Origin of the sequence: Rhodoblastus sp., assembly GCF_041915505.1 — a bacterium.
Lineage (GTDB): Bacteria > Pseudomonadota > Alphaproteobacteria > Rhizobiales > Beijerinckiaceae > Rhodoblastus.
Map to the genome: position 1 here is coordinate 1 of NZ_JAYSBG010000063.1, position 13,751 is coordinate 13,751.

Here is a 13,751-nt window from a genome sequence, read left to right on the forward strand (position 1 = left end):
CGCTAACGAAAACCGATTAGGAGCGAATGCGACCAGTAGGGCGTCTTTCGAGACGCCCGTCTGACGACGGGCTACTGGCTGATGCGAGGGGCCTCGATGATCGCGATGAGTCGCGATCATCGAAACTTGGTATTGGATGTTCATACCAAGTTCATGGCGAAAGGCGCAAACAGAGCGGGACGCGGCGCATTGCAGCCGACGTCGTCGGGATATTCTGGGAGAAGACGATGCGTATCCTCAAGATCTCCGCTCTGGCCTTGACCCTCGCGGCCGGCGGACTGGCTTTTTCGCAGGCGATGGCCGCGCCGGACATGGAGAAGGGCCCGCACCCGATGGGCTTCATCGACCGCATGTGTTCGGCCGACGCCGGCAAAGGCGACAAGATGGCCGCCTTCGCCGAACGACGCGCCACCCGCCTGGCCACCATCCTGCAATTGAACGATTCGCAGAAGGCGCTGCTCAAGGACCTCGAGGATTCGCGCGCCAAGTCGCGGGCTGATTTCAGGACCGACATCTGCGCCAAGAAACCCGATCTTTCGACCTTCCCGGCCCGCCTCGCCTTCCGCGAGCAGATGTTGCAGCGTCGGCTGGACACGCTGAAGGCCGAAAACCCGAAGCTGCTCGCCTTCTACAATAGCCTCGACGACAAGCAGAAGGCGGCCTTCGAGGCCATTCGCGGCCGCGGCGGCATGATGCGCCAAGGGGGCCATCATGGCATGGGCATGGGAATGGGCCCCGGAATGGGCCCGGGCCCCGATGGTCCGGCCGAGGGCGGCGATTCCTCGATTGAGGAATGATCCGGATCGAGGAATGATCCGGCGGGCGATTGCGTCTTTTTCGGCCGTGGCGGCCCCCCGCCGCGGCTTTTCCTTGCCTTCTCCCCACCTGACCCATCTTTGCCGGAAGGCCGCGCCGGGCTAAAAGGCGACAAACGCCTTCTGGAACGCCATGCCCCAACGACCTGCCCAACGCGCCGCCGCGCCGGCGCCCGACCCTCATCACGCCGTCCGAATCTGGCTCTGGCTGGTCGCGGCCGGCATTTTCGCCATGGTCGTGGTCGGCGGCGCCACGCGGCTGACCGAATCCGGCCTGTCCATCACCGAATGGAAGCCGGTGACCGGCGCCCTGCCGCCCCTCACGGCGGCGGACTGGGCCGAGGCCTTCGAGAAATACAAGCAGATCCCGCAATATCGCGAATTGTTCCCGGACATGGACCTCGCCCGGTTCAAGGTCATCTATGGCTGGGAATGGAGCCATCGTCTGCTTGGACGCCTGATCGGGCTGCTGTTCGCCGGGCCGTTCCTGTGGTTCCTGGCGCGCGGCCAGATCACGGGCGGCCTGCGCTGGCGGCTCGCCGGCATTCTGGCGCTGGGCGCGCTGCAGGGCTTCGTCGGCTGGTGGATGGTGTCCTCAGGGCTGGTCCATCGCATCGAAGTGGCGCAGGAGCGGTTGGCGATTCACCTGCTGCTCGCCTCCGCCACGTTCGCCGCCGTGCTATGGACGGCGGTCGGGCTCGCGCCCAATTACCGCGATCCGCTGGGAACGGACGCGCGCACCTTCCGCCCCCAGGCGACGGCGCTGCTGGCGCTGACCTTCCTCCAGATCGGCTTCGGCGCTTTGGTCGCGGGCCTGCGCGCGGGCCTCGTCTACAACAGCTGGCCGCTGATGGACGGCCGCTTCATCCCGCCGCGCGACCATCTGTTCAGCCTGACGCCCTGGTTCGCCAATTTCCTCGACAATGTGACCATGGTGCAGTTCCAGCACCGCATGACCGCCTATCTGCTGCTGGCGCTGGCTTTGTTCCACGCCCTGCATATCGGCCGCGAGACCGTGGCGCGGCGCGCCGCGCGCCGGGCCGTCCTGCTCGCGGCGCTGATCGCGATACAGGCCGGATTGGGGATTACGACGCTTGTCCTGGCTGTTCCGCTTCATGCGGCGCTGGCGCATCAGGCCTTTGCCATGATCGTGCTGGCGCTGGCGACGATCCACCGGCGAAAGCTGGGATAGGCAACCGCGCGCGAGCGGCGTCGATCATGCGCTCGGCCCAGCGCGCTGCAGCGCCCTTTTTCGCCAGCGCCGGCTTTTCGACGAAACGCCACGACAGGACAGCTAGAACGAGGGTCAACGGCGTGGCGATGAGGCCCAGCGCGACGGGGCCGATACTCGGCTTGAGGGCGATGATCGCCTGTGTGATGGGATAAGCGTAAATGTAGAGGCCGTAGGAATAATCTCCGAGCCTGTTGAAGGCGAGCAGCCAGCCCCCTGGCGCATAGGCGAGATTGAGGACCAGATAGGACCCCAGCGCCAGGTAGACGGCGAGGAAAGGACCGCCGAGCGCCAAGACCAGCGCAAGAATCACAAAAGTCAGCGCCAGCGGGAGAAGGCCGACCGGAATCCGGTCGCCATGGAGAAAGATCGTCGATCCCGCGAAAAAGCAGAAGCAATGCTGCGCGCCGAGATCGCCCGTATGCAGGATCGCATTCTGGACGTACAGCGCAAGAGCGACAATGGGAATGACGACGCGGAAGGCGCGGCGCCGCCAGGTCGGAAGCGGCGAGAGGACGAACCAGCCCGCGGCGAAGAGCATATAAAGGCGCCATTCGATGGTGATGGTCCACAACGAGCCATTCACCTGGGCGTCGAGAGGATTGTGCTCGAACAGACCCGGCAGGAAAAAGGCGTAGCCGTTGACGATTGTGCCCCAGCGCCAGAGATAGAACCACGTGAGCGGCGCCGTCAGATAATCCGAAAGCGGCAAGGTCGTCAGAACCGCGCCGAGGCCGAAAACGACCAGGATCAGCATCGTCCACAGCCCGGGGAAGACGCGCAGGCATCGCGCGGCGAGAAAATCGATTACGCCATGCCGATTGAAAAGGCTGGTGGTGATCAGGAAACCGCTGACCGAGAAGAGAACGTCCACCGCTATGGAGCCGGAGGTCAGCCCATGGTGAGGGATCAGGACACGATCAAGCGCAACTTCGCTCTTCGTCAGCCAGAAATAGTGGACGAACATGACCGCCAGCGCTGCGGATGCGCGGATCAGGTTGAAATGGTTGTTTCTGTTTCCTACGACGTCGGAAAAGCTCGTCATCGTCCTCGCCTGTGAGAGCGCGGCGGCGCTCGTTCGCTTCATCCGGCGTCGCCGGCGCTCCGTTCGAGATAAGCCCGCGCCTCGTCGGAAAAGGGCTTCGAACGGCGTGTCGTCACATCGGTCAGCACCACGACGGATTCGCCCGAGGCGACGCAGGCGCCGTCCTGAAACACGGCCTGGGCCAGCCGCAGCGAACTGCGGCCGATCGAAAGGACCCGGGTGCCGATTTCGACCTCTCCCGGCCAGTTCACCTCGCGGCGATAATCGAGCAGAAGCCGCGCCAGCACAAAGGCGCCGTCCGGGCCCATCAGGTCCGCGCCGCCATTGATCAGCATTTCCACCCGCCCGGTTTCCAGGAACGTTGCAAAAACTGCGTTATTCACATGGCCCTGACGGTCCGTATCGCCATAACGCAATTTTTCCCGCGCGTGAAACGGAAAATCGGACAGGACCGGCTCGGCGGCGGCCCCAACGGGAGAAACGGCTTGCGACATGGACCCTCTTGCAGCTGCTCTGGTCAAGCGCGACGATGCTAGCGCTCTTTCGCCAGCGATTGAAGCGCGGCGCTGAGGGGCGCCGGTCGAAACCCCTTTCCGCGTCCGCCGCGCCCGGTCTAATATCGGCGCGCTCCGAGTCGGCCGTGACCACATCGGACAAAAGGCCGAGCAGCCGGAAAAGACCGGGAAACCGGGAAAAACAGGACGCAGGAGGAGCGCCATGTTCGGACCTTTCGCCAAGCCGCGCGTCCTGGCGGTGCTTGTCGCCGCCCTGTTCCTTGCCGCGGGCGCCGCGCTGCTGGTCGCCTATATCTGGAAGCCGCACGCGACCCTGCGCATCACGATCGGTCCCGAAGGATCACAATCGTACCGCTTCATTTCGGCCTTCATCAAGGTGACGGAGGCCCAGCATCCGCGCATAAAATTCGCGACCGTGACCACGCCCAGCCTGCTCGACAGCGCCAAGGCGCTGGAACAGGGCAAGGCCGATCTCGCGGTGATCCGCAGCGACGTGCCGCTGCCGGCCAATGGCGAGACGCTGGTGATCCTGCGTCACGACGCGCTGGCCATCATCACACCGCATCATTCCTCGATTTCCGGCGTGCCGGACCTCGTCGGCAAGACGATCGCCTTTGTCACCGGCCCGGCGCAGAGTGACAATTCCCGCGCCTTTGACCTGCTGCTCAGCTATTACAATATCGCGCCGGACAAGGTGAAGCGCGAGTTCATGGCGGTCGAGGACATCGGCCCGGCGATCGAGCGCAAGCAGGTCGCGGCGGCTTTCGCCGTCGGTCCCGCAGGACCGGGCGAAGTGGTCCAGACCGTCGCCGCAATCGCCAAGGCGACCAAGGGCGCGCCCAAGGTGCTGAATTTCGACGACGCCGAGGCGATCGTGAAGCGGTTCCCGGTGCTGGAATCCTTTGACGCGCCGAAAGGCTCGTTCGATTCCCGTCCGGCCGTTCCCGACGACGACATCACCACCCTCGGCGTCAATTACCGCTTCGCCGTGCCGATCACCATGCTCGACATCGTCGCCGACGCCATCGGCCGCTCGATCCTGACGACCAAGGCGCAATTGATGAATGTCGCCCCGATGGCCGGGCAAATCGAGGTTCCGGACGTCAACGACCAGAACCCGCTGCTGCCGATCCACCCCGGCTTCGCCGCCTATCTCAACAATGGCGACCAGAGCTTTTTCGATCAGGCCGAGCGCTATCTCTATCTGTTCGGCATTCCGCTCAGCGTCGGCGCCTCGGTGTTGACGCTGCTGGTCGGCATGTTCAACGCGCGCACGTCGAAGAAGGACCGCGAAGCCGTCGAGCACCTGCTCACGATCGCCCATGAAGCGACCACCGCCGACCGCGAAAGGCTCGAAGCGCTGGAAAGCGAATTGCACCAGGCGGTCGCCGATTGCGTCGGCAAGCCCAACGACGCCGAAAAAGGCGCCGAGCAATGGCGCACGCAGCTCGCCATGCAGCACGCCATGCGCCGGTTCGAGCGCCGCAACGCCGCCCTGAACGCGGAAGGCGCCAAAACATCCCCGCGCGGGGACCAGCCCTCGCCAAACGAGGCGGCGACGCTCAGCCCGACAGATTCGCGATGACCACCACGGCGGCATAGACGCCAGCCGCCAAAAGCGTCGTCGCCACGGCCTTTTTCAGCAGCAGCGGCGTGACCGGCGCGCCGGGATCGGCGCCCTCGGGCAGGTCCTGGCGCGCTTCGTCATGATTGCGCACGCCGAAGGGCAGCACCGCGAACAGGCAGACCCACCAGGCCGTGAAAAAGACCGCAATCGCCATGGGCAGCGAAAAAGGCGCGAAATTGAAGCCCGACATGACGCGCGCGCCCTCTCCCGTTCCGGCCGCGTCAGACCTGTTCGATCTCGACCAGCGTGCCGTTGAAATCCTTCGGATGCAGGAACAGCACCGGCTTGCCATGGGCGCCGATCTTGGGATTGCCGTCGCCGATGACGCGTGCGCCCGTCTCCTTCAGGCGGTCGCGCGCCGCCAGAATGTCCTCGACCTCGTAGCAGACATGGTGCATGCCGCCGTCGGGGTTCTTTTCGAGAAATTTCGCGATCGGCGAGGCCTCGCCCAGCGGCTCCAGCAATTCGATCTTGGTGTTCGGCAGTTCGATGAACACCACCGTGACGCCGTGATCCGGCTGCGCGGTCGGCGCGGAAACCTTGGCGCCGAGCACGTTGCGATAGGTTTCGGAAGCGGCGGCGATATCCTTCACCGCAATGGCGACATGGTTCAAACGGCCGATCATTCTGTGCTCCTGTGTCAAACTTCGATCGCGAGCACGTGGACATGGGGCTTCTTGCCCCATACCGCCGCGACGGCGGCGCGCACGGAGCGCTCCACCGCCGTGCAGGCGGCGTCCACATCCCTTTTGCGCGCGCGGGGCAGCGAATCCAGCGTCTCGAACAGAGCGCGGTCCACGATCTCGTCCATGCTGCGATTGTCGCTCGTTTTTTTCGGCAAGCCAAACATTGTCACGTCGGGCGTGCCGGCGATGTCGCCCTTGGCGGTGAGCGCGAAGGCGATGGAAATGATCCCGGCCGCCGCGAGGCGATGGCGCTGGCGGAAACATTCCTCGGACTCGTTCAGGATCAGCTCGCCATCGCGATAGAGCTTGCCATGCGGAATTTGCGCGATATGGGCGGGCGTATCCGGCCCCAGTGCGAGCATGTCGCCATTATGCGCGACCAGCACGTGGTCGACGCCATGGCTGCGGGCGAATTCGGCATGGACCTGAAGATGCAGCGCCTCGCCATGGGCCGGCACGGCGATCTTCGGGCGCAGCCATTCATAGAGCTTGGCGACTTCGCCCCGGCGCGGGTGGCCGGAGCAATGCACCAGAGCGTCGCGGTCGGTCAGCACGTCGACACCCTGCAGGATGAGGCCGTTGACGATGGCGTTGACCTCGCGCTCATTGCCCGGAATGGTGCGCGACGAGAAAATCACCAGATCGTTGGGCGAGAGCTTGACCGCATGTTCGCCGCGCACGATGCGCGACATGGCGGCGCGCGCCTCGCCCTGGCTGCCGGTGGCGAGAATCAGGATTTTCTGCGCGGGCAGGCGCGCGAAACTGTCCAACGACAGCAGTTCCGGCACGCCTTCGAGATAGCCGCATTCGCGCGCCACTTCGAGCGCGCGCTCCATGGCGCGGCCGGCGAGCACGACGCGTCGGCCGGCCGCCTCGGCGGCCAGACAGACGGAGCGCAGCCGCGCCACATTCGAGGCGAAGGTCGTGACCAGCACGCGGCCCTTCGCGGCCAGGATCTTGTCGCGCAGAACCTCCGCGACCTGGGCCTCCGACGGGCTTTCGCCCTCGCGCAGAATATTGGTCGAATCGCAGATCAGCGCCCGCACGCCCTCGTCGCCGAGCGTCTGCAGCCGCGCGACATCGGTCGGGCGTCCGAGGCCCGGATTGGGGTCGAGCTTCCAGTCGCCGGTGTGAACCACGGTTCCGGCCTTGGTGCGGATCGCGAGCAGATTGGATTCCGGGATCGAATGCGACATCGGCACGAATTCGATCTCGAACGGACCGAGCGCCAGCCGCGACCCCTGCGTGACGATATGGAGCGGCACGTCCGGCGCGCCGGGCTCGGCGAGACGGCGCGTCGCCAGCAGCCCCGCCGCGAAACGCGTCGCATAGACCGGGCAGCCGAGTCGCGGCCACAGCGCCGCAATGGCGCCGACGTGGTCCTCATGGGCGTGCGTGATGATCATGCCGAGCAGGTCGGCGCGGTTCTTCTCGATGAAGGACAGATCGGGCAGGATCAGATCGACGCCCGGCATATCCGCCCCGGCGAAGGCGACGCCGCAATCGACCAGGATCCATTTGCGCTTTTTCGCAGGACCGAACCCGTAAAGCGCGGCGTTCATGCCGATTTCGCCAAGTCCGCCGAGCGGCGCGAAAACCACTTCCTCCTGATCTGCCGCCATTGCCTTCGCTTTCACGCGCGCCGTGGATCGAACGCCACGTCGCCGGCTTCTATCGTTTCGATTAAGCCGCCCGCTCTTTCCAACAACATGCGCCCCTGCGCGTCAATGCCCCGGAACACGCCTTCGAGCGTCTGGCCGTTGCGCGACACCCGCGCACGCTCGTCGAGGCCGCCGGCGCGCTCCAGCCAGGCGGCGCGAATCGCCGCGAAACGCTCGCCCCGCTCCCAGACATACAGCCAATGAGCGAAGGAATCCGACAGGGCTGCGAATAAAGCGGCGCGATCCGTCGAAGCCGCGCCGATGGCGCGCAGGCTGGTCGCCGGATAGGGCGTGTCGCCGGGCGCATTGCGGCAATTGACGCCGACACCGACCACGCAGGCGAACTGGCCGTTGCGCAGGCTCGCGCCTTCCAGCAGCAGGCCGGACAATTTGGCGCCGTCGCACAAGGCGTCATTGGGCCATTTCAGGCGGATGCGACGGCTGTCGCCCGCCGTGGCGCGGAGCGCGTCGATCAACGCCACGCCAGCGACAAAACCGAGTTGCGCCGCAGCGGCCGGCGGTGCGGGATCGATCAGCAGCAGGCTGGCGTAGAGATTGCCCGGCGGCGAGACCCAGACCCGGCCCATCCGCCCCCGGCCCCGGGTCTGCTCGGCGGCCACGATCCACAGCCGGCCGGGATCGCCGGCTGCGATGCGGCTCATCGCCTCGTCATTGGTCGAGCCGAGCGAGGTGAAGACTTCGAGACGATAGCCGGCGCGCAGCGCGCCCGGCCCCAAGGCGCAGTAGAAATCCATCAGCGGGCGGCCCCGGCGCGCCGCAATCCCTTGGCAGGGTTGGGCGCGCCGTTCGTTTGCACAATCATGCCAATGCGATCAGAACAGCGAATGCGCCGCGGCCGTGGCCGCCTCGACCAGCGGAGCCGGATAGACCCAGAACAGCAGCATGGCCAGCGAAGCGAGAGCCAGAACCGCGCTCTGAGTCGTGCTCGGACGGTCCAGCGCCGGCGCGGGCTCGTCGAAATAGATGACCTTGACGATGCGAAGATAATAAAACGCCGCCACCGCGCTGGTGAGGATGCCGATCACCGCCAGCCAGTACAGTTTGGCGTCGACCGCCGCCATGAAGACATAGAACTTGGCGAAGAAGCCCGCCAGCGGCGGCACGCCGGCCAGCGAGAACATCAGCATCGACAGGAAGAAGGCCATCGAGCCATTGGTGCGCGAGAGGCCGGCAAGATCGGAGATCTGCTCGACCGGCTTGCCGTTGACGCGCATCGCCAGGATCGCGGCGAAAGCGCCGAGCGTCATGACGAGATAGATCGCCATATAGATCGCGACGCCCTGCACGCCGGCTTCCGTGCCGGCCGCGAGGCCGACCAGGGCGAAGCCCATATGGCCGATCGACGAATAGGCCATCAGGCGCTTGATATTGCTCTGGCCGATCGCCGCGAAGGAGCCGAGCGCCATCGAGGCCAGCGCCAGGAAGACGATGATCTGCTGCCATTGGCTGACCGCGCCGGGAAAGGCGGTCATGATGACGCGCGTCGTCACGGCGACAGCCGCCATTTTCGGGGCCGAGGCGAAGAAGGCGGTGACTGGCGTCGGCGCGCCTTCATAGACGTCCGGCGTCCACATGTGGAACGGCACCACCGACATTTTGAAGGCGAGGCCCGCGAACAGGAACACCAGGCCGAAGATCACGCCGGTATTGGGATGGCCGCCGATGGCCGCCGCAATGCCGGGGAAGGAGACCGTGCCGGCGAAGCCGTAAAGCAGCGAGGCGCCATAGAGCAGCATGCCGGAGGACAGCGCGCCGAGCACGAAATATTTCAGACCGGCTTCGGAGGCGCGGGCGTCGTCGCGGCTGATCGCCGCCACCACATAGAGCGACAGCGACATCAGTTCGAGGCCGAGATAAAGCGCGATCAGGCCATTGGCCGAGATCAGCATCAGCATGCCCAAAGTGGCGAGCACGACCAGGATCGGGAATTCGAACTTGTCGACGCCGGTGCGGCGGAGGAAATCGCCGGACATGATCAGCGTCACGATCGAGCCGATCAGCGCCAGCGCCTTCATGAAATTGCCGAAGGGATCGTCGATGAAGGCGTCATCGAACGCCACGCCGGCTTCTTTCCGGGTGCTCAGGACGACCGCGACCAGAGCCGCGCCGAGCAGGGCCACGGCCAGCTCCGTCATCGGACCGTCGCCGTCCTTGCCGCGAATGGCGCCGATCAGCAGGAGGACGATCGCGCCGAGCGCCAGAATGGTTTCCGGCAGCGCGTGAGCGATTTCGAGGCTAAGCGAAGTCATGGATCGGCTCTCAATGCAGCGTGAGGGCGGCGGTCTTGGTCAGCGCCAAGGCGGAATCGTAACCCTTGATGAGTTCGGCGACCGAACCGGCGCAGGCGTCGAGGATCGGCCCGGGATGGACGCCGTAATAGATGGTCAGCAGGACCAGCGGGGCGAGCACCGCCATTTCGCGCGGGTTCAGATCCTTGAGGCCCATCAGGCTGGGCTTTTCCAGCTTGCCGAACACCACGCGCCGATAAAGGAACAGCGCATAGGCCGCCGACAGGATGACGCCGGTGGTGGCGAAGAAGGCCACCCAGCTATTGGCCTGGAAGGTTCCGATCAGCGAAAGGAACTCGCCGACGAAGCCCGACGTGCCGGGCAGGCCGACATTGGCCATAGTGAAGATCATGAAGGCCACGGCATAGAGCGGCATGCGCTCGACAATGCCGCCATAGGCGGCGATCTCGCGGGTGTGCAGACGGTCATAGACGACGCCGACGCAAAGGAAGAGCGCGCCGGAGACGAGGCCGTGCGACACCATCTGGAACACCGCGCCCTGCACCGCCTGCTGGTTCATGGCGAACAGGCCCATGGTGACGAAGCCCATATGCGCCACCGACGAATAGGCGATCAGCTTCTTGATGTCCTCCTGCACCAAAGCCACCAGCGAGGTGTAGACAATGGCGATGACCGACATGGCGTAGACCAGCGGCGCGAAATAATGCGACGCGTCGGGGAACATCGGCAGCGAGAAGCGGATGAAGCCGTAACCGCCCATTTTCAGCAGGATGCCGGCCAGAATGACCGAACCCGCCGTGGGCGCCTCGACGTGGGCGTCGGGCAGCCAGGTATGGACCGGCCACATCGGCATTTTCACCGCCAGCGAAGCGAAGAAGGCCAGCCACAGATATTTCTGCAGCGTGGGATCGAACTTCGTGTGCAGCAAAGTGGTGATGTCGGTCGTGTGCGCCTGCGCATACATCGCCAGGATGGCGATGAGCATCAGCAGCGAGCCGACCAGCGTATAGAGGAAGAATTTGAAGCTCGCATAGATGCGGCGCTTGCCGCCCCAGACGCCGATGATGATGAACATCGGGATGAGGCCGCCCTCGAAGAACAGGTAGAACAGCACCACGTCCAGCGCGACGAACACGCCGATCATCATAGTTTCGAGCACCAGGAAGGCGATGAAATATTCCTTCACCCGGGTCTCGATCGACTGCCAAGAGGCGGCGATGCAGAACGGCATCAGGAAGGCGGTCAGCACCACGAAGGGGAAGGAGATGCCGTCGACGCCCATCTTGTAGGTCAGGCCGGAGCCGAACCAGCTCTTCTGCTCGATGAACTGGAAGTCCGCCACGCCCGGAACGAACTGGCTCCAGGCGTAAAGCGACAGAGCGAAGACGACCAGAGTCGTCCACAGGGCGATCCAGCGGATGTTGTTCTTGCCGGATTCCGTATCGTCCGGAACCAGCAGGATGAGCGCGGCGCCGACCAGCGGAAGGAAGGTCAGCCCCGAGAGAATGCCAAATCCGAACATCAGCGCACCCCGCCGACCAGATAGAAGGTGATGATCGCCGCAAGGCCGATCAGCATCGCAAAGGCGTAATTATAGATGTAGCCGGTCTGCAGCTTGACGATCCAGCTCGTGCCGTCGAGCACGCGGGCGGCCACGCCGTCCGGACCCAGACGGTCGATGATGCCGACGTCGCCGCCCTTCCAGAACAGCCGGCCGATCCAGAAGGCCGGACGGACGAACAGAAAGTCATAGAGCTCGTCGAAATACCATTTGTTGAGCAGGAATTTGTAGAGCGGGTTGAAGCGGGCGGCGAGGCGGGCCGGCGTTTCAGGCGCGACAAGATACATGTAGACCGCGACGATGAGGCCGCCGAGCATCATCAGGAAGGTCGCGAAACCAACCCCTTCCGGCACTTCGTGCATCGTATGCATGATGTGGTTGTCTGGGCCGAAGAACAGCGAGCCGCGCCAGAATTCGCCGGCGTCGTGGCCGATGAAGAAATCCTTGAAGGCGAGGCCCGCGAAAATCGCGCCGGCCGACAGCACATAGAGCGGGATCAGCATGACGTTGGGCGATTCGTGCGGATCGAGCGCGTGATGACCGTGATCGTCATGGCCATGAGCGTCGTCGCCATGCGCGGCATGGGCGTCCGCGTGAGCATCCGCATGAGCGTCGCCATGGCCGGCCTCGGCCCAGCGCGGCTCGCCGAAGAAGGTCATGAACACCAGGCGCCAGCTGTAGAAGGAGGTCAGCGCCGCCGCGAACAGCGTCAGCACGAAGGCATAGGCCCCCGCCTGGCTGTGCAGGGCGGAAGCATAGGCCGCCTCGATGATGGCGTCCTTGGAGAAATAGCCGGCGGTGAGCGGGAAGCCGGTCAGGGCCAGCGTGCCGAAGGTCATGCACCAGAAGGTGATCGGGATCTTCTTGGCCAAGCCGCCCATCTTCCGCATGTCCTGCTCATGGTGCATGGCGTGGATCACCGAGCCAGCGCCCAGGAACAGCAGGGCCTTGAAGAAGGCGTGGGTGAAGAGGTGGAAAATGCCGAGCGAATAGCCGCCGATACCGAGGCCGACGAACATATAGCCGAGCTGCGAGCAGGTCGAATAGGCGATGACGCGCTTGATGTCGTTCTGCACCAGGCCGATGGTCGCCGCGAAGAAGGCCGTGGTCGCGCCGACGATGGTGACGACGGTGAGCGCCGTGGCCGATTGCTCGAACAAAGGCGACAGTCGCGCCACCATGAACACGCCGGCGGTGACCATGGTCGCGGCATGGATGAGCGCCGACACCGGGGTCGGGCCTTCCATCGCGTCCGGCAGCCAGGTGTGGAGCAGGAACTGCGCCGACTTGCCCATCGCGCCCATGAAGAGCAGCAGGCAGGTGATCGTCATCGCGTCCCAGTCCGAGCCGAAGACATGGATCGTCTTATGGGCGAGGCCCGGCGCGGCGGCGAAGACCGCGTCGAAGGCGATCGAATTGGTCAGCATGAAGACCAGGAAAATGCCGAGCGAGAAGCCGAAATCGCCGACGCGGTTGACGACGAAGGCCTTGATCGCCGCGGCATTGGCCGAAGGCTTCTCATACCAGAAGCCGATCAGCAGATAGGAGGCGAGGCCGACGCCTTCCCAGCCGAAGAACATCTGCGCCAGATTGTCGGCGGTCACCAGCATCAGCATGGCGAAGGTGAACAGCGACAGATAGGCGAAGAAGCGCGGCCGCGCCGGATCTTCGTGCATGTAGCCGATCGAATAGAGATGGACCAGCGACGACACCGTCGTCACCACGACCAGCATGACGGCGGTCAGCGTGTCGACGCGCAGGGCCCAGTCGATCTTGAGCGCGCCCGAGGTCATCCAATTGGCCAGCACCGGCGCCGAGAACGGCGCGCCGTTGAAGCCGATTCGGATGAAGGTGATCCAGGACAAAAGGCAGGACACGAACAGCAGCGAGGTCGTGACGATCTCACTGGGGCGCGGGCCGATCTTGCGGCCGAACAGGCCGGCGATCAGGAAGCCGAGAAGGGGGAGAAAGACGATTGCCGAATACATGTCCGATCAGCCCTTCATCATATTGATGTCTTCGACCGCGATCGTGCCGCGGTTGCGGAAATAGGTGACCAGGATCGCCAGGCCGATCGCCGCCTCGGCGGCCGCGACGGTCAGGATGAACAGGGCGAAGATCTGCCCCGTCAGGTCGTGCAATTGCGCGGAAAAGGCCACCAGATTCAGATTGACCGAGAGCAGGATCAACTCGATCGACATCAGGATCACGATGACGTTCTTGCGGTTGAGGATGATGCCGGCGACGCCCAGGGTGAACAGGACGGCGGCGACGATCAGGTAATGTTCGAGACCGATGACCATTGGCCGCTCCTCACACGCCCGCCCGGGACGGGACTTT

General features: G+C 64.5%; 13 protein-coding genes. 3 read left to right on the plus strand and 10 right to left on the minus strand.

All coding sequences use genetic code 11. The features are described from left to right. The first annotated feature begins 227 nt into the window (after window positions 1-227). The gene (locus tag ACE3S9_RS06295) at window positions 228-797 is read left to right on the plus strand and encodes a Spy/CpxP family protein refolding chaperone (RefSeq protein ID WP_374545591.1); all 570 of its coding nucleotides are present in this window, start codon (window positions 228-230) and stop codon (window positions 795-797) included. Between the two features lie 151 nt (window positions 798-948). Then, window positions 949-2,007: a COX15/CtaA family protein gene (locus ACE3S9_RS06300; RefSeq protein ID WP_374545592.1), complete on the plus strand. Its 1,059-nt coding sequence runs from the start codon at window positions 949-951 to the stop codon at window positions 2,005-2,007. Here ACE3S9_RS06300 and ACE3S9_RS06305 read toward each other — a convergent pair. Both ACE3S9_RS06305 and ACE3S9_RS06310 read right to left on the minus strand, forming a co-directional pair. Next, entirely contained in the window at window positions 1,901-3,091 is a 1,191-nt protein-coding gene (locus ACE3S9_RS06305; protein WP_374545593.1) for an acyltransferase family protein, read from the minus strand. The genes ACE3S9_RS06300 and ACE3S9_RS06305 overlap by 107 nt on opposite strands. Before the next feature lie 38 nt (window positions 3,092-3,129). After that, window positions 3,130-3,585 carry an acyl-CoA thioesterase gene (locus ACE3S9_RS06310; protein WP_374545594.1) on the minus strand — a complete coding sequence of 152 codons (456 nt, stop codon included), beginning with the start codon at window positions 3,583-3,585 and terminating at the stop codon, window positions 3,130-3,132. Window positions 3,586-3,808: 223 nt separating this feature from the next. Here ACE3S9_RS06310 and ACE3S9_RS06315 point away from each other — a divergent pair, with 223 nt between their 5' ends. Continuing rightward, a complete protein-coding gene (locus tag ACE3S9_RS06315; protein ID WP_374545595.1) occupies window positions 3,809-5,191 on the plus strand; it encodes a TAXI family TRAP transporter solute-binding subunit in 1,383 nt (460 codons plus the stop codon). On the opposite strand, the gene ACE3S9_RS06320 is transcribed toward ACE3S9_RS06315, so the two are convergent. From ACE3S9_RS06320 to nuoK, 8 genes are all read right to left on the minus strand, one after another. Then, on the minus strand, window positions 5,169-5,423 hold the full coding sequence (locus tag ACE3S9_RS06320; protein ID WP_374545596.1) for a DUF1467 family protein: 255 nt from the start codon (window positions 5,421-5,423) through the stop codon (window positions 5,169-5,171). The two genes, ACE3S9_RS06315 and ACE3S9_RS06320, sit on opposite strands and share 23 nt — an antisense overlap. A 31-nt stretch (window positions 5,424-5,454) precedes the next feature. Continuing rightward, window positions 5,455-5,859, minus strand: coding sequence for a methylmalonyl-CoA epimerase (gene mce / locus ACE3S9_RS06325; RefSeq protein WP_374545597.1), 405 nt, complete (start codon window positions 5,857-5,859; stop codon window positions 5,455-5,457). A gap of 14 nt (window positions 5,860-5,873) precedes the next feature. After that, entirely contained in the window at window positions 5,874-7,541 is a 1,668-nt protein-coding gene (locus tag ACE3S9_RS06330; RefSeq protein ID WP_374545598.1) for a ribonuclease J, read from the minus strand. Between the two features lie 11 nt (window positions 7,542-7,552). Then, window positions 7,553-8,335, minus strand: a complete 783-nt coding sequence (locus ACE3S9_RS06335; protein ID WP_374545599.1) for a biotin--[acetyl-CoA-carboxylase] ligase — start codon at window positions 8,333-8,335, stop codon at window positions 7,553-7,555. A gap of 78 nt (window positions 8,336-8,413) precedes the next feature. Next, window positions 8,414-9,850 carry an NADH-quinone oxidoreductase subunit NuoN gene (nuoN, locus tag ACE3S9_RS06340; RefSeq protein ID WP_374545600.1) on the minus strand — a complete coding sequence of 479 codons (1,437 nt, stop codon included), beginning with the start codon at window positions 9,848-9,850 and terminating at the stop codon, window positions 8,414-8,416. Between the two features lie 10 nt (window positions 9,851-9,860). After that, window positions 9,861-11,372, minus strand: a complete 1,512-nt coding sequence (locus ACE3S9_RS06345; RefSeq protein WP_374545601.1) for an NADH-quinone oxidoreductase subunit M — start codon at window positions 11,370-11,372, stop codon at window positions 9,861-9,863. Then, window positions 11,372-13,399: an NADH-quinone oxidoreductase subunit L gene (nuoL, locus tag ACE3S9_RS06350; RefSeq protein WP_374545602.1), complete on the minus strand. Its 2,028-nt coding sequence runs from the start codon at window positions 13,397-13,399 to the stop codon at window positions 11,372-11,374. Before nuoL ends, ACE3S9_RS06345 begins: the two co-directional genes overlap by 1 nt. A gap of 6 nt (window positions 13,400-13,405) precedes the next feature. Next, complete coding sequence (gene nuoK, locus ACE3S9_RS06355; protein WP_283365506.1) at window positions 13,406-13,714, minus strand: NADH-quinone oxidoreductase subunit NuoK; 309 nt, start codon at window positions 13,712-13,714, stop codon at window positions 13,406-13,408. Window positions 13,715-13,751 lie beyond the last annotated feature (37 nt).